The sequence below is a fragment of the Pseudanabaena mucicola FACHB-723 genome (assembly GCF_014696385.1).
Taxonomy (GTDB): Bacteria; Cyanobacteriota; Cyanobacteriia; order Pseudanabaenales; family Pseudanabaenaceae; genus Pseudanabaena.
Window position 1 is genome coordinate 1 of the sequence record NZ_JACJQB010000050.1, and the last position, 22,440, is coordinate 22,440.

Annotated in this window: 23 protein-coding genes; 11 read left to right on the top strand and 12 right to left on the bottom strand. The window is 44.6% G+C overall.

Annotated elements, in window-relative coordinates; translation table 11 throughout:
- Positions 1 to 89 precede the first annotated feature (89 nt).
- Together H6F41_RS16455 and H6F41_RS16460 are read left to right on the top strand one after the other, a co-directional pair.
- A complete protein-coding gene (locus tag H6F41_RS16455) occupies positions 90 to 3,119 on the top strand; it encodes a PAS domain S-box protein (RefSeq protein ID WP_190404557.1) in 3,030 nt (1,009 codons plus the stop codon).
- Positions 3,120 to 3,232: 113 nt separating this feature from the next.
- Entirely contained in the window at positions 3,233 to 4,306 is a 1,074-nt protein-coding gene (locus tag H6F41_RS16460; protein WP_190404558.1) for a metal ABC transporter solute-binding protein, Zn/Mn family, read from the top strand.
- A 126-nt stretch (positions 4,307 to 4,432) separates the two neighbouring features.
- On the opposite strand, the gene H6F41_RS16465 is transcribed toward H6F41_RS16460, so the two are convergent.
- Entirely contained in the window at positions 4,433 to 6,043 is a 1,611-nt protein-coding gene (locus H6F41_RS16465) for an NAD(P)H-quinone oxidoreductase subunit 4 (RefSeq protein ID WP_190404559.1), read from the bottom strand.
- Between the two features lie 321 nt (positions 6,044 to 6,364).
- Here H6F41_RS16465 and H6F41_RS16470 point away from each other — a divergent pair, with 321 nt between their 5' ends.
- The 6 genes from H6F41_RS16470 (at position 6,365) to H6F41_RS16495 (ending at position 10,582) form a co-directional block, all read left to right on the top strand.
- On the top strand, positions 6,365 to 7,546 hold the full coding sequence (locus H6F41_RS16470; RefSeq protein ID WP_190404560.1) for an aspartate aminotransferase: 1,182 nt from the start codon (positions 6,365 to 6,367) through the stop codon (positions 7,544 to 7,546).
- Positions 7,547 to 7,624: 78 nt separating this feature from the next.
- Entirely contained in the window at positions 7,625 to 8,485 is an 861-nt protein-coding gene (lgt, locus tag H6F41_RS16475) for a prolipoprotein diacylglyceryl transferase (RefSeq protein ID WP_190404561.1), read from the top strand.
- Positions 8,486 to 8,493: 8 nt separating this feature from the next.
- The gene (locus H6F41_RS16480) at positions 8,494 to 9,120 is read left to right on the top strand and encodes a DUF2232 domain-containing protein (protein ID WP_190404562.1); all 627 of its coding nucleotides are present in this window, start codon (positions 8,494 to 8,496) and stop codon (positions 9,118 to 9,120) included.
- A 150-nt stretch (positions 9,121 to 9,270) separates the two neighbouring features.
- On the top strand, positions 9,271 to 9,603 hold the full coding sequence (gene pedR, locus H6F41_RS16485; protein WP_190404563.1) for a photosynthetic electron transport-dependent transcriptional regulator PedR: 333 nt from the start codon (positions 9,271 to 9,273) through the stop codon (positions 9,601 to 9,603).
- A gap of 1 nt (position 9,604) precedes the next feature.
- Positions 9,605 to 9,883, top strand: a complete 279-nt coding sequence (locus H6F41_RS16490) for a hypothetical protein (protein WP_199288814.1) — start codon at positions 9,605 to 9,607, stop codon at positions 9,881 to 9,883.
- A gap of 12 nt (positions 9,884 to 9,895) precedes the next feature.
- Positions 9,896 to 10,582 carry an HAD family hydrolase gene (locus tag H6F41_RS16495; RefSeq protein WP_190404565.1) on the top strand — a complete coding sequence of 229 codons (687 nt, stop codon included), beginning with the start codon at positions 9,896 to 9,898 and terminating at the stop codon, positions 10,580 to 10,582.
- Positions 10,583 to 10,629: 47 nt separating this feature from the next.
- On the opposite strand, the gene H6F41_RS16500 is transcribed toward H6F41_RS16495, so the two are convergent.
- The 7 genes from H6F41_RS16500 to H6F41_RS16530 form a co-directional block, all read right to left on the bottom strand.
- Positions 10,630 to 10,803 (bottom strand): hypothetical protein, encoded by a 174-nt coding sequence (locus tag H6F41_RS16500; RefSeq protein WP_190404566.1) that lies wholly within the window; start codon positions 10,801 to 10,803, stop codon positions 10,630 to 10,632.
- A gap of 368 nt (positions 10,804 to 11,171) precedes the next feature.
- Positions 11,172 to 11,375 carry a phycobilisome linker polypeptide gene (locus H6F41_RS16505; protein WP_094536171.1) on the bottom strand — a complete coding sequence of 68 codons (204 nt, stop codon included), beginning with the start codon at positions 11,373 to 11,375 and terminating at the stop codon, positions 11,172 to 11,174.
- A 182-nt stretch (positions 11,376 to 11,557) separates the two neighbouring features.
- The gene (gene apcB / locus H6F41_RS16510; protein WP_190404567.1) at positions 11,558 to 12,043 is read right to left on the bottom strand and encodes an allophycocyanin subunit beta; all 486 of its coding nucleotides are present in this window, start codon (positions 12,041 to 12,043) and stop codon (positions 11,558 to 11,560) included.
- Between the two features lie 107 nt (positions 12,044 to 12,150).
- Positions 12,151 to 12,636 (bottom strand): allophycocyanin subunit alpha, encoded by a 486-nt coding sequence (gene apcA / locus H6F41_RS16515; RefSeq protein ID WP_094536173.1) that lies wholly within the window; start codon positions 12,634 to 12,636, stop codon positions 12,151 to 12,153.
- A gap of 255 nt (positions 12,637 to 12,891) precedes the next feature.
- A complete protein-coding gene (locus tag H6F41_RS16520) occupies positions 12,892 to 13,206 on the bottom strand; it encodes a TMEM14 family protein (protein ID WP_190404568.1) in 315 nt (104 codons plus the stop codon).
- Positions 13,207 to 13,301: 95 nt separating this feature from the next.
- The gene (locus H6F41_RS16525; RefSeq protein ID WP_190404569.1) at positions 13,302 to 13,553 is read right to left on the bottom strand and encodes a hypothetical protein; all 252 of its coding nucleotides are present in this window, start codon (positions 13,551 to 13,553) and stop codon (positions 13,302 to 13,304) included.
- A 179-nt stretch (positions 13,554 to 13,732) separates the two neighbouring features.
- On the bottom strand, positions 13,733 to 14,698 hold the full coding sequence (locus H6F41_RS16530; RefSeq protein ID WP_190404570.1) for a M23 family metallopeptidase: 966 nt from the start codon (positions 14,696 to 14,698) through the stop codon (positions 13,733 to 13,735).
- 203 nt (positions 14,699 to 14,901) lie between these two features.
- Here H6F41_RS16530 and H6F41_RS16535 point away from each other — a divergent pair, with 203 nt between their 5' ends.
- From H6F41_RS16535 to H6F41_RS16545, 3 genes are all read left to right on the top strand, one after another.
- Positions 14,902 to 15,360 carry a gamma-glutamylcyclotransferase family protein gene (locus H6F41_RS16535; RefSeq protein ID WP_190404571.1) on the top strand — a complete coding sequence of 153 codons (459 nt, stop codon included), beginning with the start codon at positions 14,902 to 14,904 and terminating at the stop codon, positions 15,358 to 15,360.
- 80 nt (positions 15,361 to 15,440) lie between these two features.
- Complete coding sequence (locus tag H6F41_RS16540; RefSeq protein WP_190404572.1) at positions 15,441 to 16,130, top strand: DUF305 domain-containing protein; 690 nt, start codon at positions 15,441 to 15,443, stop codon at positions 16,128 to 16,130.
- A 194-nt stretch (positions 16,131 to 16,324) separates the two neighbouring features.
- Positions 16,325 to 18,211 carry an AAA family ATPase gene (locus H6F41_RS16545; protein WP_190404573.1) on the top strand — a complete coding sequence of 629 codons (1,887 nt, stop codon included), beginning with the start codon at positions 16,325 to 16,327 and terminating at the stop codon, positions 18,209 to 18,211.
- Positions 18,212 to 18,337: 126 nt separating this feature from the next.
- Here the strand turns inward: H6F41_RS16545 and H6F41_RS16550 are convergent, their stop codons facing one another.
- From H6F41_RS16550 to H6F41_RS16565, 4 genes are all read right to left on the bottom strand, one after another.
- Positions 18,338 to 18,628 carry a hypothetical protein gene (locus H6F41_RS16550; RefSeq protein ID WP_190404574.1) on the bottom strand — a complete coding sequence of 97 codons (291 nt, stop codon included), beginning with the start codon at positions 18,626 to 18,628 and terminating at the stop codon, positions 18,338 to 18,340.
- Between the two features lie 79 nt (positions 18,629 to 18,707).
- Positions 18,708 to 19,529 (bottom strand): hypothetical protein, encoded by an 822-nt coding sequence (locus tag H6F41_RS16555; protein WP_190404575.1) that lies wholly within the window; start codon positions 19,527 to 19,529, stop codon positions 18,708 to 18,710.
- Between the two features lie 72 nt (positions 19,530 to 19,601).
- Positions 19,602 to 20,318, bottom strand: coding sequence for a DUF3386 domain-containing protein (locus H6F41_RS16560; RefSeq protein WP_190404576.1), 717 nt, complete (start codon positions 20,316 to 20,318; stop codon positions 19,602 to 19,604).
- A 100-nt stretch (positions 20,319 to 20,418) separates the two neighbouring features.
- Complete coding sequence (locus H6F41_RS16565) at positions 20,419 to 22,137, bottom strand: DUF3352 domain-containing protein (RefSeq protein WP_242023077.1); 1,719 nt, start codon at positions 22,135 to 22,137, stop codon at positions 20,419 to 20,421.
- Between the last annotated feature and the right edge of the window lie 303 nt (positions 22,138 to 22,440).

The following is a 22,440-nucleotide window of genomic DNA, read 5'->3' on the forward strand; positions in this document are numbered from 1 at the left end:
AGAACTTTAGACAACGCTAATGCGAGAATTCATCTTTGCTTTATTAGGCTTATGCTTAAGCGCCTTGCCAAAGCTTCCTAAGATACCAAATGGGTTCTATAGAGTTAGAGCGTTTAGTCACTGAAAGAACCGCATCACTGCTCATAACGGCGGAACGGGAAAAGATCGTTGCCAATATCGCCGATCGCATTCGTGTTTCTCTCAATTTGCCAGATGTTTTAGAAACCTGTGTGACCGAAGTCCGAGATTTCTTGCAATGCGATCGCGTCATTGTCTACCAATTTCAGGAGGATTGGAGCGGCATTATTATCACTGAGTCCGTGGCGACAGGCTTCTCCTCCTCGTTGGGCAACCATATCCGAGATTCCTGTTTCCAAGATCACAGCACCTATATATATCGACAAGATCAGCCCATCTTGGTCAACAATATTTACACCGCAGGCTATGCCGATTGCCATGTGCAGTTACTAGAGCAATATCAAGTCAAGGCAAATCTCGTTGTTCCCATTCGGGTATCAGGGCAACTATGGGGACTGCTGATTGGACATCAGTGCCAAAGTCCGCGTGACTGGGTAGTAGACGATATGCGGCTATTGCAAAATATTGCGGTACAGCTTGCGATCGCAATTCAACAGGCTAACGCTTACCAACAACTTCAGCATGAACTTGCCGAGCGCGAAAAAACCGAACGACTATTTAGAGAAGCCCAACGCATTGCCAAACTAGGTAACTGGACTCTAGATTTGCAAACCAATACCCTGTACTGGTCAGATGAAGTATTTCGGATTATGGAACTTGATCCGAGAAAGTTTACCGCCAGCTATGAAACATTCCTCAGCATGATCCATCCCGAAGATCGCGAGCTAGTTAATCAAGCCTATCAGAAATCCTTACGCGATCATCTTCCCTACAACGTCATCCATCGATTGTTATTAAACGATGGTCAGATTAAGTACGTTCAAGAGCAATGTGAGACTTTCTATGATGATAATGGTTCTCCGATATGTTCTCAAGGTACGGTGCAGGACATTACTAACCTCAAACAAACGGAACTAGAACTAGCATTTCTCAATAATCAACTAGAGGAAAGAGTACAAGAGCGCACAGCACAGCTATTAGCCCAAGAAGAACAACTGCGAGATTTCTTTGACAATGCCAATGATCTCATTCAAAGTGTACGCCTAGCCGATGGCAGTTTTGAGTATGTGAATCAGTCTTGGCTCAAAACCCTTGGCTACCAACAAGATGATATTAAAGACTTAAACATCTTTGATATCCTACATCCCAACTGTCAAGAACATTGTCGGCAGCTCATGGCCCAGATGATGATCAATGCTGCCAGCACTCTCGATCAGATAGAGCTGACCTTAATCACCAAAACCAAGCAGATCATTATTGTTGAAGGAAATGTCAACTGTCGCACCGAACTTGACTCCAATCATCAACTGCAACCCGTGGCAACTCGTGCCATTCTTCGCGACATCACCGCTCGCAAACAGATAGAAAGAGAGCTGCAAGAGAGTCGTGATAAATTCCAACGACTAGTCAATGACATTGGCGAAAAATTTATCATTTTTAGTCACACTGGCACTACAGGAATATTGACCTATGTCAGTGGCGGGGTTAAAAATTTATGCGGGTTTGAAAGAGAAGATGTGATCAATCACAATTGGAAAAAGGTCATCGATTGGGATCTCGAAGATCTGCCTAAGACTGAGATGTATATCCAAATGATGGTTGATCATCTAATTGATTTCCATCAATTTGAGATGCGGCTGACCCATCTCAATGGCTCAAAGCGCACCATCAACGTGTCTGAGCATCCTGTGTATGACGGTGAAGGCAAGCTGATCGCTGTCGAAGGTATCGTGGAAGATATTACAGAGCGGAAACTGATCCAACAACAAATCCTCGAAACCAATCGTCAGTTAGCAATGTCCAACGAGCAGCTTGCCCGTGCCACCCGTCTCAAAGATGAATTTTTGGCAAATATGAGCCATGAACTCCGCACTCCCCTCAATGCTATTTTGGGAATTACCGAAGGCTTGCAAGAGTCAGTGTTTGGAGCGCTCAATCAACAGCAACAAAAAGTATTACAAACCATAGAGAAGAGTGGTAATCATCTATTAGAACTGATTAACGATATCCTCGATCTTGCCAAAATCGAAGCAGGCAAATTAACCCTCGAATTTGACACAACGGCAATTGAGCCACTGAGTCAAGCCAGCATCATGTTTGTCCGCCAACAGGCAATCCAAAAAAATGTGCATCTGCAAGTAAATATTGCACCTCTATTACCCAACCTAACCATCGATGAGCGCCGCATTCGTCAAGTTTTAATTAACTTATTAAATAATGCGGTGAAATTTACGCCAGAGGGTGGCAAAGTCTCGCTCAATGTCACCCTAGAAAAAGCAGAACCAGATTTAGAAAATATTACACATTGGGTCAAATTTACCGTACTCGATACGGGGATTGGGATTGACCATAATAACCTCAAACAACTATTTCAGCCCTTTATCCAAGTTGATAGCGCTCTCAATCGCAAATTTGAGGGTACGGGGCTAGGGCTAGCCCTCGTCAAACGGATTGTTGAACTTCATGGTGGCAAGGTTTTGGCGCATAGCGTCGTGGGTGTGGGTAGCAGTTTTGCGATCGCACTTCCCTATAACGAAAAGGTTTCACCGTTACCCAAAAAACCATTAATAGTCAACCCGACTGCACTCAATTGTTTGTCCGATGACGACACTGTGCCACCACCATTAATCTTGCTTGCCGAAGATAATGAAGCCAATATGATGACCATTTCTAGTTATTTAGAAGCAAAAGGGTATCGGATGATTTTTGCTAAAAACGGTGAAGAGGTGATTGCCTTAGTCAGAGATGAGCATCCCGATCTAGTCTTAATGGATATCCAAATGCCGAAAATTGATGGGCTAGAGGCAATCAAACAAATTCGCAGCGATTCCCAATTTGCGAATTTACCAATTATTGCAATTACGGCTTTGGCAATGACAGGCGATCGCGAAAAATGTTTGGAGTCAGGCGCAAATGAGTATCTCAGTAAGCCAATTAAGCTCAAACAGCTAGCGCTTTTGGTGGAAAAGTTTGTTTGTTAACACCAAAAAGAGAGTTGCGGCGCTTCGCGCCGCAACTCTCTTTTTGGAAAAGCCATTGTTAAGGACAAAAGTATTATGATAATGATTATCATTACTTGCAAAAAACTCCCCCCATGCCGCAAAACTCAGACAGGGTATCTCCCCATGGTTTAAAACTTTCTGCGATCGCAACCGTGATTGCGATCGCAACCAGCATTTCCGCCTGTTCCGTCACCTCCACCGACAACAACAATCCTCAAGCCACACCCGCCGCCATTAACTCACCAACCGTAAAAACGGAAGATCTGCCCCTCGTCGTAGCCACCAACTCCGTCACCTGTGACATCGCTCGTCAAATCGCAGGCAATACCATCAATCTCCAATGCCTGATCGAAGCAGGAACCGATCCCCATGTCTATCAACCAAAACCCGATGATCGGAAAGCCATTGATGCGGCTAAATTAGTCCTTTACAGTGGCTATGATTTTGAGCCAAGTCTAATCAAACTGATTCAAGCTAGTTCCAATCGCGCCCCTAAAATTGCGATCGGGGAAATCGCTGTACCAAATCCCTTAATTGCCGAAGAAGGACATAGCCATGGTGACGATCATGATCATGACCAATCCCCAGCAAAGCAAGACGAGAAAGTTGCCGATCCCCATGTTTGGAACAACGCCCAAAATGGAATCAAAATTGCCCAAGCCATCAGTAAAAGTCTCAGCACCCTCCGTCCCGACCAAGCCGAGCTTTACAATACCAACACCGCCAAACTCGTCAATGAACTGGAGCAAATCGACGTTTGGATCAAAGCGCAAATTGCTACAATCCCCGCAAATTCGCGCAAATTAATCACCACCCATGACGCACTTGGCTACTATGCCGCTGCCTATGGTATTACCGTAGAAGGTGCTTTAAATGGCATCAGTACCGACGAGCAACCCACCCCCGCCAGAGTCAAGGAACTCGTTAACGCAATCAAATCTAGCCAAGTTTCCACAATTTTTGCCGAAGTTTCCATCAATCCCAAACTGATTAATACTGTTGCCAAGGAAGCCAATGTCAAGGTTTCTGACCGTGAACTCTACGCCGATGGACTAGGGGCAAAAGGCACAGAAGCGGAAACCTATACAGGCATGTTAATTGCGAATACCCGCACCATCGTTGAGGGTTTGGGAGGACAATACACAGCCTTTCAATTAAAAAATTAGTTCACAAAAAAAGAGCGCGTAGCGCTCTTCTTTTACTCCTCTGTGCAGAATTTTCTTGAAACCAAAACTCAGTAATGGTTTTCCCATAAAGAAATGGCTTAGCCATTTCTTTATGGGGTGTAGCGCCTATTCCATCACACCCAATAAAGCCTGAGGTGCTGAATGAGGTAATTGTGGCGCAACCCAACCCGCCGAATACAAACGAGGGTTGGACTGAGCAACCAAACTAAACGCACCACGAGCTTGTTCAGTTACAGCCACAGTTTTCACATCATAGGTTTGGGTCGCCAGCTTAGGATACATCCCGATCATCACAATCGGTACAAGCAAACAAGCGGCAATAAATACTTCGCGAGGCTTAGCATCACTGACATATTTATCAAGATGTAATGCAGGATTTGGCTTGCCGTAAAAGACTTGGCGCAGCGTTGACAGCAAGTAAATTGGTGTAATGATTACGCCAACGGCTGCGATCGCAATCATTACTAACTTAAAGTTGGATGAATAAACATCACTGGTCGTCATGCCAAGGAAGATTTTCAATTCACTGACAAAACCACTCATCCCCGGAAGGGCAAGGGATGCCATCGCCGCCGCCGTCATCAGTGCAAACTCCTTGGGCATAATTTTAGCAATACCGCCCATTTCATCCATCATCAAGGTATGTGTGCGATCGTAGGTGACACCCGCAAGGAAGAATAGCGCCGCCGCAATCAAACCATGAGATAGCATTTGTAACACTGCGCCACTAACACCAAGGGCATTAAAGGACGCAAGCCCTACCAAAATAAATCCCATATGCGAGATCGAGGAATAGGCGAGACGACGCTTGAGATTTTGTTGAGCAAAGGCTGCCATTGCACCATAAACAATACCAACAACACCTAAAACCGCCAATAACGGGGCAAAGTAAACATGGGCATTGGGCAACATCTCGATATTGAAACGAATTAAGGCATAGCCCCCCATTTTCAGCAATACACCTGCCAAAACCATTGATACAGGTGCAGATGCTTCGCCATGGGCATCGGGCAACCACGTATGTAATGGAAAAATTGGCAACTTTACACCAAAGGCAATCAAGAAACCTGCGTAGGCAAGTAACTCAAATGCGATCGGATATTGCTTCATGCCTAGTTCAGCAATATTAAAGGTGACGTTATCACCATAAAATGCCATCGCCAAGCCCGAAACCAGAATAAAAATCGAACCAATCGCCGTGTACAAAATAAACTTGGTCGCTGCGTACAAACGCTTTGGTCCACCCCAAATCGAAATCAGTAAGTAAACAGGAATTAGCTCCAATTCCCACATAAAGAAAAATAACAATAAATCTTGAGCAGCAAATACGCCAATCTGAGCGCTGTAGAGACAAAGCATCAAGAAATAAAAGAGTCGTGGCTTCTGGGTGACATTCCAGCTTGCAAAAATTGCCAGAGTCGTAATTAAGCCTGTCAATAAAATCAGAGGCATCGATAGACCATCGACTGCCAAAGACCAATTTAAACCGAGTTGAGGAATCCAGCTATAGTTTTCGGACATTTGGAACGCTGCTTCATGCAGATTGTATTGGCTCCAAAATCCATAAATGATCAGCGATAGTTCCACAAACCCTACTGCCATGGCATACGATCGCACATTCTTGCCGTACTTATCAGGAATGAATGGAATCGCGAAGGCGGCTACAAGAGGTAGCAACAGGATTGTGGTAAGCCAAGGAAATTCTGCAACAGACATGATGAGGATAAATACTTACTCGATAGATCAATTGTAGGCAAGATTTGTAAACTTGTGTTAAGTCTTTTGACATAAAAGTTAATAAATTATTAAATCGTGTAAATAAGCTCTGATCTATACCCAGAGTTAATTATGGGAATTTCTATAGAAATTCATCTATAAATTGTCATTAAAACAGCAAATACCATTGCTTTAGAACTATCGTTGCGATTGCGAGACAATTTCTATTAAGATCGAGTATTCACAGCATTTCTCCAAGAAGGCAACCACCCCATTGTGCTTCTTGCCAATCTACAAACCTTATACGCTCCAACAACACAAATGAAGACTTGGCTCAAACCTGCTCAGCGATTAGAAAAACTCCCTCAATATGTTTTTGCCCGCTTGGATGAGTTGAAGTTACGAGCGAAGGAACAAGGTCTAGATTTGATTGATCTCGGTATGGGCAATCCCGATGGCCCCACACCCCAGCCCGTGATTGATTCCGCAATTACTGCCCTCCAAAATCCTAAAAATCACGGCTATCCACCCTTTGAAGGCACTGCAAGTTTTCGTCGTGCCATCACCGACTGGTACAAGCGTCGCTACAATGTCCAGCTTGATCCTGAAGGTGAAGCCCTGCCATTAATTGGCTCTAAAGAGGGACTAGGGCATCTAGCAATCGCCTATATCGATCCCGGCGATATCGTGCTTGTGCCAAGTCCTGCCTACCCAGCCCATTTTCGCGGGCCATTGTTAGCAGGGGGGGAGATCTACGAAATGGTTCTCTCTGCGGAAAACAACTGGTTAATTGATCTCTCGCAGATTCCCGAAGACATTGCCCAGAAAGCTAAGGTGATGTATTTCAACTATCCTGCCAATCCCACAGGTGCGATCGCGCCCCGTGAGTTTTTTGAAGAAGTAGTTGCCTTTGCAAAGAAGTACGAAATTTTATTAGTACATGATCTTTGCTATGCCGAGCTTGCCTTTGATGGCTATCAGCCAACAAGTTTGCTAGAAATCGAGGGTGGCAAAGATGTTGGGGTTGAATTTCATACTCTCTCCAAAACCTATAACATGGCAGGTTGGCGCGTTGGCTTTGTAGTCGGTAACCGCCATGTAATTCAAGGTTTACGCACTCTCAAAACCAACCTTGATTACGGTATTTTTTCAGCAATTCAAGTTGCTGCCGAAACTGCCCTCCAGTTACCCGACAAGTACCTCGAAGAAGTTTGCGATCGCTATAAAGAACGACGGGATTTTCTGATTGCAGGGCTAGCTGAATTGGGTTGGGATATTCCCAAAACCTACGCCACCATGTATCTGTGGATTCCTGTACCAGAGGGCATGAGTTCGGCAAACTTTGCCCTCAAGGTTTTAGAGAGTACAGGCGTTGTCTTTACCCCCGGTAGTGCTTTTGGCAAAGGTGGCGAGGGGTATGTTCGCATTAGCTTAATCGCTGATTGCGATCGCCTCGGTGAAGCCCTCGATCGGCTCAAACAAGCAGGTATACGTTACAAGTAATCAAGTAAATATAGGGGAGACACTGATTGCCTCCCCTATTTGCTTTTAGAATTAAATGGCAATTAATCAAGAGAAAAAGTGTTAAATCTACTGCCTCTCGCTTTTGAATTTACCTCCCCCGGCCCCATTGCCTTTGAAATTGGTGCATTATCAATTCGTTGGTATGGGTTACTGATTGCCTCGGCAATTATTTTGGGGACAGTATTGGCGCAAAACCTTGCGAAACGACGTAACGTTGACCCCGAATTAGTTGGCGATCTGGCGATCTGGCTCGTAGTTGGGGCAATCCCTTGCGCCCGTTTTTATTATGTACTGTTTGAGTGGCAGCGATTTCAATCGCAACCTTGGTACAAAGTATTTGCGATCTGGGAAGGTGGCATTGCCATCCATGGGGCAATTATCGGAGGCGCGATCGCCGCGACCATCTTTTGCAAGCGTCAAAAAATTTCCACATGGCTGATGTCAGACATCTGTATGCCTGCGGTAATTTTAGGACAAGCAATCGGACGATGGGGAAATTTCTTTAATTCCGAAGCCTTTGGAGCTCCTACCGATTTACCTTGGAAATTATTTATTCCCATTAACCGCCGTCCGCCCGATCTGATAAACCAAGCATATTTTCATCCCACCTTTCTATATGAGTCAGTTTGGAATGTCGGTGTATTTGCGATTTTGATGTTTGTGTTTTTGCGATTTCCCAAACTTAGGACAGGCACAATCACGATGATTTATGCGATCTCCTACAGCCTTGGGCGATTTTGGATCGAAGGTTTACGCACCGATAGCCTAATGTTTGGCTCACTCCGCACAGCGCAGATGATTAGCTTGGGCTTAATCAGCATCGGTATTTTTGGGTTAGTCTGGCTATATGGAATGCGCCGCCGTTTGCCCGACACCATTCCTAAAGCATCGTCAGACATGCCAACGGAAAATCCATAAATTAACTAATGCCTAAATCCGCGCATACGCATCCCCGTGAAATGGTAGAAACTGCATTCTTAGCCAGCACTACCGCTATGTTGTATTTAATTAACTTTTACTTTCCCCTTGGCCCCCTGCTAAGAATACTTTTCCCCTTACCGACTGTCATTGCCTATCTCCGTTGGCAAGGTCGTGCAGCATGGATGTCGGTGATTGTCACTTTTCTACTGTTAGCAATCTTGATGGGGCCAACCCGCAGTATTCAATATTTAGTCCCCCATGGATTGGTTGGCATCACCTTAGGCTACCTCTGGAAACGTAATTTTCCATGGTCGGGTTCCCTCAGTATTGCCACTGTCATCGGTTCTCTGGGTACAGGGTTTCAGTTTGCGTTTATATCGCTTTTGCTTGGGGAAAATGTCTGGCAATATTCAATTGTCCAGATTACGGGGCTACTCAATTGGTTTATGCAACTATTTGGATCGCTGGAGCAGCCAGACTTTGCCGCCATTCAAACCTTTGCGATCGCAGCCCTGATATTTAGTAATTTTGCTTATCAATTACTGGTACATCTCGTCGCTTGGATCATTCTCGATCGGCTGGGCAATCCCATTCCTCATCCGCCAAAATGGATCGAATCTTTGTTAGATTAATCTGGAACTTTACCTCTGTGCAATCTTTGAGACAGTCTTAAGAGAGTCTATATTCATTGACACAAACTCGAATAAGAAATTATACTCACTAAATTAACCGCCAAAACTGAGTATAGTTCTGACATATTGGCGCAAATACACCTCGTGATCATGACCAATCCTGCCGAATCAAATCAAACTGTCATCACCAACTCATCAATTGCCCTGTCTGAAAGAGAACTGCAAGTGATTGAATTAGTGGCTGCGGGTTTAACAAATCAAGACATTGCCGTCAAACTAGCGATCAGCAAGCGCACTGTCGATAACCACATCAGCAACATTTTGACTAAAACGAAAACCGACAACCGTGTTTCACTGGTACGTTGGGCTTTGCAATGGGGAAAGGTCTGTATTGATGAAGTTAATTGCTGCATGATCGGCGCTCAACCGATTGGCAATGTTTTAGACAATCAAAATTTAGGACAGGAATTAGAAAGTGCCTAGCGTGGATGCAGCGACGCACCGCTACAAAATTGTTTATAGCCCCGATATTGCCCTAGCAATGTATCGAGAGCTAGCCTCACACCTAGAACAAATTGAGGGTGTGGAGGTTGAATTATTTTGGCAAGAAAGTACCGAATTTAGTTATTTAGGCAGTCAGATTGGGGGCATGTGGTTAACCTATGGGGCATCAATTTCACTGCGATCGCAATCCTTAATCACCCAAATTCTGAACCACTATGGTCAGTGGAACGCTGATCCCAAGCTGCCTATAAGCTCATAAGTTTTAAGTTTTATGCAACAACGTATATTTACAGACTTTGATGGTCCAATCATGGATGTATCAGAGCGCTATTACCAAGTTTATTTATATTGTCTTGCCAAGATTAAGCAGCCTGAACAGTTAGTCAACACTTTATCAAAGGAAGAATTTTGGGAATTAAAGCGATCGCAAGTCCCCGAAAAAGAAATTGCCAAGCTTTCAGGTTTTGACGATGAGCAAAGAGCCATTGCCTTTGCTCACCTACGTCGTGCCACCGTGCATACCAATCCCTATTTTGATCATGATCGCCTGATTGAAAGTGCTATTCCTGCCCTAGAACAAGCTCAAAAATCAGGTGTAGACTTGGCAGTAATGACCATGCGCCGCCGCCGCGAGCTTGAGCCAGTGCTGGATCAATATAATTTGAGACGCTTTTTTGCTTGCGATCGCATTTTTTGTCTAGACGATGACTATGTAAAAACGGTGGACACCCAAGACAAGCCTCGACTCATGCAACAGGCTCAAGCAACTTTACCCACAGTCGAGCAGCAATGGATGATCGGTGATACAGAAGCCGATATTCTTGCCGCTAAGAGTTTTAATATTCCTGCGATCGCAGTTCTTAGCGGCATTCGCAATCAGACTCAACTACAAAAATATCAACCCCATCAAATCTTGCCTAACCTTGATACTGCGATCGCAACCATTTTGGGTAAATAAAAAGCAGCGCATAGCGCTGCTTTTTATTTATTTGGATGGGTTTCAGATTACATGCCCCCTAAAAACTCTTGCTTAGCAATCTTTACCATTACTGCTTGCTGTCCCAAGTAAAGCATATGTAGATCTGCAAGCAGTTGCTTTGCTGCGTCTAGATCAATGTTTTGAATTTGCTGGCAAAACACCATATGGGTAAATTGCTTCTCGACAGGTAAATCACTCATAAGTACCTCTTTTACGAATCAACCAATGACACTAAACTATGACAATAACTAACGTATTGAAGTTGCTTAACAGTAGATATTAGTCACCGTGTCAACATAACGTAACAATACTTTAAAGTTATTAAAAAAACTGTATCACTATAAACATTTTTTTTAGATATACCTAAAGAAACATTTTCTCAAAAACCATTTAAAGGTATTCCTTATGGTGACTATAAGGTTTTTTAATTTGCTTGGAACATAAAACCCAAGAAGTGAGTTGCGGCGCTTCGCGCCGCAACTCACTTCTTGGCTACTAGCCAAATCCCCAAACAAACAAAAAGGCTCGCTTAGCGAGCCTTTTTGTTTGTTTGGGGATAAGAAAAAAACTAAAGCAAGCCAGTATTAGTACCTTGCTTGCCTGTAGCTAGTTCAACTTTTACAATCTTGCCACCCATTTTCATAATGCGTTGCTGTTCAGCGAACCAGTTGTCATAGGACACTAGCTTCGTGAAATAAGTATTTTGCAACTCTCGTTGTGTACGAATGCGAGTTTGGCTAGGTACACAAGCAGTGATTTTAAAAGTCCGCATAGCGGCGATCTCCTTCAGAGCCAGTTATTTTAAAGATTAATTTCAAAGAAACGAGTTTCTATACTGAGATAAGCGTTAGCGGCGAGATAGGAAGCTTAAGCTACCTACCTCCGCCGCCTTGTAAATATTGATTAATTAGTAATTAATTAATTAATAGATAGCAATTAACGCTGTGTCAGCAATTAGCTCAAGCCAGAGCTGATGTAGTCAAGATATACACCCAACTCTTTGCCAGCTTCAGAACCAATGATGCTAGCAGCAACTTCTTTGATTGCTTGGATAGCTTGGATGGTGGAAACTACAGGTACTCCAAGAGAGTTGTAGGTTTCTTTCAAGCCATTGAGTACGCGCTCGTCAAGGATCGAAGCATCACCAGCAAGCATTGCATAGGTTGCATAGCGGAGGTAGTAGTCGAGGTCGCGGATACATGCGGCATAACGACGGGTGGTGTACATGTTGCCACCGGGACGGGTGACATCAGAGTACAACAAGGACTTAGCAACAGCTTCTTTAACGATGGTTGCAGAGTTTGCAGAGATAGCAGCAGAAGCGCGAACACGAAGTTCACCAGTTGCAAAGTAGCTCTTTAGCTTTTCGAGAGAAGCGGCATCAAGGTACTTGCCTTGAACATCAGAAGAATTAATGACGGAGGTAATTGCGTCTTGCATTTTTGTATATCTTTTAGGTTTGCAATTAGTTTTTTGAATTAGGGATTCAGAATTCTGAATAGCTTAAATTCTGTTTTTAAAGACAATCGATTTGAGAGCAAATCGCCTTACTGCATTGCACCGATGACGTAGTCAAAGTAGTAACCAGCTTCGGCTGCATCTTCACCAGACAACAAGGAAGCTGCTGCATTCTTAAGACCACGTACACCTTCGACAACACCAGGAATAGGAGTGCCTAAAGAGTTGTACATTTCCTTAACGCCAACTAGACCGATTTCTTCGATAGGGGTGACATCACCAGATACTACTCCGTAGGTTACTAGGCGGAGGTAGTAGTCGAGGTCACGGAGGCAAGTTGCGGTCATTTGTTCACCGTATGCATTTCCGCCAGGAGAAACAACATCAGGACGCTTTTGGAAAAGTTGATCGCCAGCTTGCTTAACGATGCGCTCGCGGGATTCGGTCAAAGTTTGGGCAATGCGAAGACGGCGCTCGCCAGAGCTTACAAAGCCCTTAATGCGATCTAGTTCACCAGGGCTGAGGTAACGTGCTTCAGCATCTGCATTCACGATGGACTTCGTGACTACGCTCATTTAATTTTTTCTCCAATCAAAAATGTGAATAAAAACGATTGATGTGATGCCTGACCATGTCAAACCGCTCAGTCTCAAGTTATATCCTTGACAGGTAATAACTGGAAATTAAAACGAGAGGATTGCCATGGAGGTTTTCTTTGTCAAAGCAATGATTACCAAAACATTTTGAAGCATTGCGTTGTCTACAAGCTTTTCTTCATCACACTTCTTAACATTTCATATGTTAGCACTAGAGTTGAAAAGTGAGATCAATTAGGCTGGAAGTATTGCTACGCCAAGGGTTGCCATACCTCCAAGGATCATTAAGCCTGCAGGCATGAATTTTTTGGTTTTAATGAGACGGACGACAAAGATGATGATCAGCATTGAAGCAATTGCCATCCCCGCAACTTTGCCCCACTCTTGATTAGATGCGGTGGCGAATCCAGTCACTAATAGACCGATGCCACTGATGCTGCCTGAGATGATTGAGGCTTTACTTTGGCTTTTGACATAGCCAATGATGCCACCTGCGATCGCAATTATTCCGTAGGCTAGTAAAGCAATGGCACTAGGGGAAAAGTTCATAGGGTTATAAGAAAAAATTTTTGATATTTATTGAACTTACAACCGATTGAGCCTTTATGGTGTCACTGCTCAGCTAATAAGTAGCTAGGCATAAATTAATTGGGGCAAATTGCATGTTCTGACCAAGGATGTCTTCTGCCTTCGGGCGTTTTACAAAGCCAATCAAGGGAAAATGGATCATCTCTAAAAGCTACTTTTAAGTCTGTAGATTGAGCCATCGTAGAAATTGGTTGCTGCGTTTGCGTCGTAGCAGATAGGCTTGTCGCGCTAACTCGGAGGGCAGGCATCAAGGATAAACCAACAATGACGAGGCTAGTGATAGTTGATTTGGAGAAGATATTTTTCATGACTGTTTGGGTGATGACTAAGTAGTTTTTGTTGGACTTAACGTCTATGCACTTAAATCTAGACCGCTGATGTGTTGAGGATTTGCAAAAGTTGTGTTTTTTTTATGTCAGATACCAAAACTAAAAATGGCTCCCCAGTGGGGAGCCATTTTTAGTTTTGGTATTACTGAGCTAAGTATTTAGATTTTGGCAAGAATTTTGATTGAATCTGAAGCGATACGGTTGAGATATGGCGCAGGATCGAGCGCAATCCAGCCATCACCCGATGGAACCATTAACTCAAAGTGTAAATGGGGGCCAGTGGAACGTCCTGTTGAGCCAACAATGCCAATTTGCTGACCTTGGGCTACGGTTTGGCCTTGGTAGACATAGATTGACTCTAGGTGGGCATAGCGTGTACCTGTTGCACCATGATCGAGTTCGATTAGGTTGCCATAGCCACCACCCCAACCAGCAAATTCAACGACTCCTGATTTGGCGGCGAGGACGGGTGTACCAAAGGATGCGCCAAGGTCTATGCCACTATGAAATGACCAAATGCCAGTGACGGGGTTAATCCGCCAACCGTAATTGGAGGTGACGGGGACTCCATAGGGCAGAGGGTAGCCACCTGTTTGCATGATAATCGTAGGATTGCTGGAGCCACGATTTGCGATCGCAGGTGGATTGAAAGGTACAGGTTCAGGTTTCCAAATTGCTCCTGGCACGAAGACAACTTTGGGTTTCCGTTGACATCCGTTGCGCTCGAAGAGAACATCGGCGCGAATATTGTATTTTTTAGCAACGGTGGTGTAATTTTCACCGTCCTTGAAGCGATAGGTTAAGCCATCAATGGGAGGAATTGACAGAACTTGCCCAGCTTTGACTTGACCATTGCGAACGTCAGGGTTTAGCCCCATTAAGGTGGCGGTTTTTAGTTCATATTTTTTGGCAATTGCCTCGAGGGTTTCACCCTGTGCAACTTTGTGTTTTGCCAAATCATCAAGAGTGGGCTTACCACAGAGTTCTTCGGCTTCATTGGCATTATTTTGTTCTACGGGGGTTACGGCGGGAGCATTCGCCGCAAAGGTAGCGGGAGTGAAGCTGCTTGCGATCGCATTGACGACCAAGACTGGGAGCAGGGATATTTTCCAAGAGGTCTTCATGGAGTGTTAAGCAACAGATGTTTGTACGAAGGTGTAAGGTGGTATTTTTGATTTAGGAAAAAGCAGCAAAATGAGAAGAACTGACGATAGTAATTCTCACAAATATGCTTCAGTATTTTTGCAGTGATTGTCCATTTATTAACAGCACCAATCTGGTGATTAATTGCAAAACGAACGATTAGCGTTATTCCTAAGTTTAATTGATGGCACTCTCTAATCTCGATAGCTCAATCAATCAGTCTCTATGTCATGTGTTTGTCTATGGTACGCTCAAACCCGATCAGGAAAACTTTGCAAAATATTGTGGAAGTAAAGTAATTGCGAGCCAAAATGCGATCGCATTTGGTCAGTTATTTGCACTGCCGATGGGTTATCCCGCCATGGTTTTAAGTGAGCAAAATTCTATCGCGGTCAAAGGATATCGATTGACCTTTGCTGATACCAGCATTTTAGAATCTCTCGATGAGCTAGAGGACTACAATTGCGATCGCAATCCTGCGGATAACCTTTACAATCGCCAACTTCTTGAAATTTTTGATCTCAACCAGCAATCCCTCGGCTTAGCATGGGTATATCTGATGACAGCAGCGCAGGTGCAAAACTTTGCAGGAATACCCCAAGCTGATGGATATTGGACTGCTGAGAACGGAATCAAAAATTAAAACCTGCTACTTTATTTCACCCTCATTTCATTTTCTAGTGGCATACTCAAGGTCTGAAGACATTAATCTGCTCTTAAAATATGCAATTCCCAACTGCTAAACATCAACTTACTTCAATCTTACTAACGCTTGCGGCGGCAAGTGGTGGCTTGGCAGCTTGCACAACAGGTAATAACGAAATATCGGCAAATCCCTCATCAACTATGTCTCAGTCTAGCGAGATGAAATCCAGTGACATGATGATGTCCCATGGGGGGAGCCATAGCATGGAGCTAGGCAAAGCCGATGCCGAGTATGATTTGCGGTTTATCGATGGCATGACTCCACACCACCAAGGTGCTGTGGTGATGGCACAGGATGTTCTCAAAAATTCCAAGCGTCCTGAATTAAGGAAGTTAGCCAACGATATTATTGCGGCGCAGGAAAAGGAAATAGCCCAGATGGCTACGTGGCGCAAGGCTTGGTATCCCGATGCAGGCGATAAGCTGATGATGTGGCATGGCGAAATGAATCATTCCATGGAAATGACTCCCGAATTCCGCAAGGGTATGATGATGAGTACGAACTTGGGAAAGGCTGACGATCAATTCGATTTGCGGTTCATTGATGCGATGATTCCCCACCATGAAGGGGCATTAATCATGGCAAAGGACGCGATCGCAAAGTCAAAGCGTCCTGAAATCCAGAAATTAGCACAGGAAATTTTCAATTCGCAACAGCAAGAAATTGAGCAGATGCAGTCATGGCGGAAGGATTGGTACGGCAAATAAACGACTAATAGAGTGAACATATCATCAGGCTCAATAGGCTGATGATATGTTCACTCTAATAAATCTAAAACCAAGAAATAGTGGTGCACGGCAAAGCCGCGCACCACTATTTCTTAACTGGGAAGGGAGTATGTTTCTGATCAGCGTTACCATGGTTGATAGCTGTGCTTATGAAGTGAGTAGGAATAGGATCGATGAGTAATGAATCCAATGATTTTAAAGATAAATTTGCGTTTAAAGTAGAAGGCTTTGAGTCTTTGGTAGATGACGTTAAGCAACTGCTCAATCTTGAGCAACTCATCGATCTTGCTCAAAAACTAGAAGAGAAGCAAAAGTCTGGCGAAATTCACACGGAAGTGAATGTGACCTCGCGCCCTCTATCCAGTATTCCTCGACGCAGTAACATTCCCCGCTCACCTCGGGCAACCACTGCCCCCGCCAGTGATCGCGAAGTAACTTCACCTGAAGTTACTAAACCCACAGCTCAGCCCGACCAACCTGCACCAAATGTCATTACAGAATTGGTTGGCGGCTTAGGTGATACCCTCGCGCAGTTGCGGGACTTAGTGGAAATCCCCCTCAAGCGTCCTGACATTTTGGCAAAGTTAGGACTAGAGCCACCCAAGGGCGTGTTGCTAGTTGGCCCCCCCGGTACGGGTAAGACCCTGACCGCTCGATCGCTAGCGAATCTGTTGGGGGTTAACTACATTGCGATCGTTGGGCCCGAAATCATCAGTAAATACTATGGTGAAGCGGAAACAAGATTGCGTCAGGTATTCGAGAAAGCGGCCAAATCTGCTCCCTGTTTGATTTTTATTGATGAAATCGATGCCCTTGTGCCGAACCGTGCCAATGTGGAAGGCGAAGTCGAAAAGCGGCTAGTTGCCCAAATGTTGGGGCTAATGGATGGATTTGCTTCAACCAATGGCGTAATTGTCTTGGCGGCAACCAATCGCCCCGATGCCATCGATCCTGCTCTGCGTCGCCCCGGTCGATTTGATCGCGAGATTATTTTCCCGATTCCCGATCGCAAAGCTCGTCGGGAAATCCTCACCATCCATACCCGCTCAATGCCCCTGACCGCAGATGTTGATTTAGAGGATCTTGCCGATCGCGCCCATGGCTATGTGGGAGCAGACATTAAAGGTTTATGCCAAGTGGCGGCAACCAATGCCCTGCGGCGACAGGTGGCGAGTGTTGCCGATATTCCCGAAAATTTGAATGTCAATCGCCAAGACTTTGAGGCTGCCCTCAAGCAAGTCCAACCTGCCGTATTGCGATCGCTACAAATCCAAGTGCCAAGGGTGCAATGGTCAGAAATTGGGGGGCTTGCCAAAGTCAAACAAACCTTGCAAGAAGCCGTGGCGGGAGCCTTGGTCGATCCTGCGCTCTATGCCCATACTCGCGCCAAAGCTCCCCGTGGCGTACTCCTCTATGGCCCCCCCGGCACTGGTAAAACCCTATTGGCAAAAGCGATCGCTACCCAAGCCCAAGCCAATTTTATTGCGATCGCAGGTTCAGAACTTCTCACCAAGTGGGTCGGTGCTTCTGAGCAATCGATCAGACAATTATTTGCTCAGGCAAGACAGGCAGCTCCCTGCGTAATTTTTATTGATGAGATTGATACCCTTGCCCCTGCGCGAGGTAGTTATCAGGGTGATAGCGGAGTTAGCGATCGCGTGATTGGTCAGCTATTAACGGAGCTAGATGGTCTGCAATCAGCCGAAGGTTTATTGGTAATTGGTGCAACCAATCGCCGCGAATCCATCGATCCTGCTTTATTGCGATCGGGGCGAATTGAGCTACATATGATGGTTGATTTACCTGATCGAGATAGCCGCAGTTCGATTTTGACAGTCCATAATCGCGATCGCCCCCTTGATGCAAATCTCAATTTAGATATTTGGGCAGACAAGACAGAAAACTGGAATGGAGCAGATCTCGCTTTTCTCAGCAATCGTGCCGCTATTTTTGCAATTCGCCGTCACCAAAGCGATGCGGCAAATCTATTAGAAAATTTGCGGATTAGTAATGAAGATTTTGAGCAAGCCTTTGCGGAAATAGCCTCGCAACGCAGCTAAACTAAATCAATAAAGGCGGTGCTTCGCACCGCCTTTATTGATGAACTATAGACAAAACAGGGATAGTTACAACAGCTAATAAATTGATAAGAATTTGTGAACAAAGGGCTGAAGCCCTTTGTCTATCTAATATTCAAATACCCAAATTGCCCAACCCTTAGCAGTAGTCGTAATCACATAAGCCACAGAAAGACGGCTGGTTATTTTCTCCACCTCAGCCCAGTCATTGCTAGTCCGAAACAGGCTATAGGTATAACCGTTATAGCTAATTGCTGCCACAGGTTTATCAAAGTCTTCGACTTTAATATGACTAAAACGAACATCGGCTGGCACAATTACAAAATTTACAGTTTTCCCACCTAACCGAAATAGTTCACTTTCTTCAACGTTACTTTCCTGTCTTTTGTTATCACTCATAAAATCCTTTTATTTCTTATCTTAACTGTATCTCAAAGACTGCCAACTAGAGACTACGCTTAGCTCTGAATGCCATGGCTTAATATTCAGAACTAAACTCCTGCAATTCTGCCATTGCTTTTTGAACATCGATCGCAATTTGGAGAGTAGTATCAAAAATCTTGCCATATTCCCTAGCGCGATTATTGATCTGGATCGCTTCAAAGGCATTGAGGTCAATGTCAAAACGATCGGGATGAAAGTCGGGATGTTCACGTAAAATTCGCTCGGTTTTGAGCGCTCGAATGATGTCATTGCGAGTCATCCGCAACGCTGCGATCGCCGATTCCCTAGATTCTAATTTGATAGGATTGCCCGCATCTTGAAGCTGATCAAAAATATCAATATCGCCAATTGCTTTATTGCATTTATCCACTTCCGCAAATAAACGCAAAATCACCCGTGGAATTTGGCGCTTAGCGGGGGAAGCCTTCATCTTCCGCCACTGTTGAGCAATCAACTTAATCAGCAATAGAGCCAGACCACTACTGGCGATCGCCAGTCCCAAACATAGCAAAACTAACCCCAAGGTGGCACTCGTCAAAATGTAGATTGTGTAAATTGCCGTTGCTAAGGTCGCGATCACAAAGATGATGGCAATTTCCGCAATTTCAAGGGCAAGGCTAAACGATCCCAAGGTGACGCTAATCAAAAAAATAATGCCTGCAATCCGTAGTGCAGGTAAAAAAATACTGGCAAAGGTGACAAATGCGATCGCACCCACAGCCACGGCAATTAAACGTTGGATTTTAACTTGCTGGGGAGTCACTTGCGTTGCTTTTAAAAGTAGCTGGCGATCAAAACCCGTTATCTCGAATAACTCTGCCTCCGAAATTAATAACCGTTCCAGATCCGCGCGCATAATTTGCCATTATCCTGTCAGAACCAAAAAGATTAGTGGCGGCGCAAAGCGCCGCCACTAATCTTTTTGGTTCTAACCTAGTAGTTGAATATCACTAAACACGATCTCGTAGTTTTTGGTCTGACCCTGCTCATTAGACTGCACAATTTGCTTGGTCATCACATAGTAATTACCAACCTTCTCGTAGATATCTTCAAAACGAGCCTGACGCACAATCTCATCATTCATCGGATTGCGAAATACAGCCGTATAAAGGGAAGAAATATAGCCTTCACCAGTGTCCAAATGTCCAAGGTGATTGATCACAAAACCAATGCGACCCATCACGCGGCTCACCATCGAGATTTCGTTACCACGTACTTTATAGTTAGAACCCATCGAGTCGCCAGTTACCAAAATCTCCACGGCTCCTGACTCATCGGTTGCGCCAAGATTAAAACTAGATTTGCCATGGGCTTCGTCAAAGGTTTTGCGCTTGCGGTGGGTGACGACATCACGCAATTGGTTATAGAGCCATTCTTGACCTTCATCGACGGAAACAGTTTTTTCTTCGCCGCTAGGGGTGCGGGTAGTGCGTTCAATTAGTTGTGGCTCATCCATGCTCACTTCTACAGACAAATCAGGCGCAATCTTAGCTTTGCCAGTACGCGCCACACCATCGATAGTGACTGATACATTCGCAGTCATACCAGGGAAGTTGCTATCCCATGTGTAACGATTTTCATAAGCCGCTTGGAATAAATCACGGGCGGCTGTATCGGATGTTGTATCGGGTGCTGCTGTGACCATTGTTTGTTAAAAGTAGTAGATATTTTTGATGCTCTTATATTTTACTTTTATCTGCTGAGTTAAGAAAAAGAGAGTTACGCCGCAACTCTCTTTTGGTTTTCTAATTACCGGGAGTGGGCTTGAGGGTAAAGAGAAAATCAAGGCGAGTAGTTTTCGGATCAACATTGGTGGAAGTAACAGCGATGCCGTTGATCGCATCCAACACTGCACGGACTTCTGTAAATTGAGGATTAGACTTTACCTCAGGTGGCAATAACCGATCGGCTATTGCTAGGGCAGCAGTCATATTCAAATAGAAATAGCCGCCATTAGACTTGGGCATATCTGTCGTCAAAATTTTGAAGGAGCTGCTATCGGCTAGGGTGCGATTGGGGCTCGGCACAAAAGTCTCCGCCAGATCCCCCATCGACCAGAATACAAACTCATTATCTAAATTGCCACGGGTTGCCACATTGGTATTGCCGATCGCCCAACTAATCACGGATTGATTGCCAAGTTGTTTTGGTTTTAGAGTTACCCCTTTGGGCAAAATACCACTAGTATCTGACTGAGCAAACTTGTCAATTTTGGCAAGGGCAGTTTTTGCTGCTTGCTGATCACTGGCTTGGGCAATTGCCACAAAGCCAAAACCAGGATTTGCCAAGATGCCCTGATTGTTGGGAATCGCTGCGATCGCAAATTCACCATTCATCCATTGCAAAATATCGCGATCAAGATCGAGATTGGCGCTGTCTTTCAATGACTTACGAGTTTGTTCAATCAGTTGCGCGGAGCTAGCATTTCCCTTTGCTTGCGCCACCAATGCTTGCCAAGACTGATACAGATTAACACCAGAGATCAATAAAAATGTCTCTTGCGGCAAGAGATTTAGTACCTTCGCATCATTATTTGCCAAGGGATTAGTATTGTCATTTTTGAGATAGGTGTTCACCTCAAAGCGCAAACCTTCCTTTTGGGTTCCTCCCGTCAGTGTCATGGCATCAAGCTCACGACGCGATTGGACGATCGCCGCTTCATTGAGGTTGAGATTTGCCTGAGAGCCAATAAACTCTAGCGCCACTTCGCCATCAAGATAAACATGCAGCAATGGCTCAACAATTTTTGTGGTGGTCGCGCCATAGATTTTATTGAAAATTGCTTTCTTGGCAAGGGAAGGACTTTCACCTTTGTAAGTGTCGATGGATTGTTGAATCAAGGACGCACTAGTTGCGATCGCCACATATTGCCCGCCCAAATCCGCAGTCACCACACTGTTATTCGGATCGCGAGTGGGGGATTCGTAATAGGTAATGTCTTTATATTGTTTTGATGTAAACTTTGCGCCTTGTTGTTCTAGGGCAGCACGATATTTGCTCAAAAATGCATCCGATTTATTGCGATCGCGAGTTGCCGCAATCACCAAAGTTGCCGCAGGTGCTTGTGGTTGCGCCTTATTTTGCACCAGCGCTGTAATGATGTAGCCGCCATCTAGCCAAGGCTGGACATCTTTGCCATACTCAGTTTTACTTTGCACCAATAAAGCATTTAGTGGTGACTTACTAATCCCATCCCCAATCAGCTTTTGCGAAGCTGGTGTCCCAAATTGCGCCAGTTTATTCCAAGGCTCTGATTTGGTATTAAAAGCCATTACCACCTGTGCATCAGCAGGAATCGCGGCAGCAACTCCCAAAATACCCTGCGTCGATTGCGATCGCTGTGTCAAGTAAAAATATAGCCCCCCTGCTCCTGCGGCAACTATCGCTGCGCCAATACCGATGACCTTCAGCATTGTTGCTTGTTTTTGCTTTGCAGTTTGCTTAGTTCTAGATGACTGTGACATGGGATGGACTAAACCTAAAATTTATAAGACATTGAGCATCAAGTCTCAATCAAGATACTACAGAATCGTTTCAAAAGCTCTTTGTACCAAGTTAAAATCTCGACAAATTTTTTACTAGTGGATCTTCGCTTTACTTTCAAGATATTGCTAGCAAATATAGAATTTCATGCACTAATCGAAGGGAGCATCTCACTTAGGCGCTAAGTATAAATACTGATAAGTGCAGAGATGAGATAATAGAGCAAAAGCTCCCCGCGAAGACAATGACACCCGAAGACCAACAAAAGTTAGAAGAATACTGCC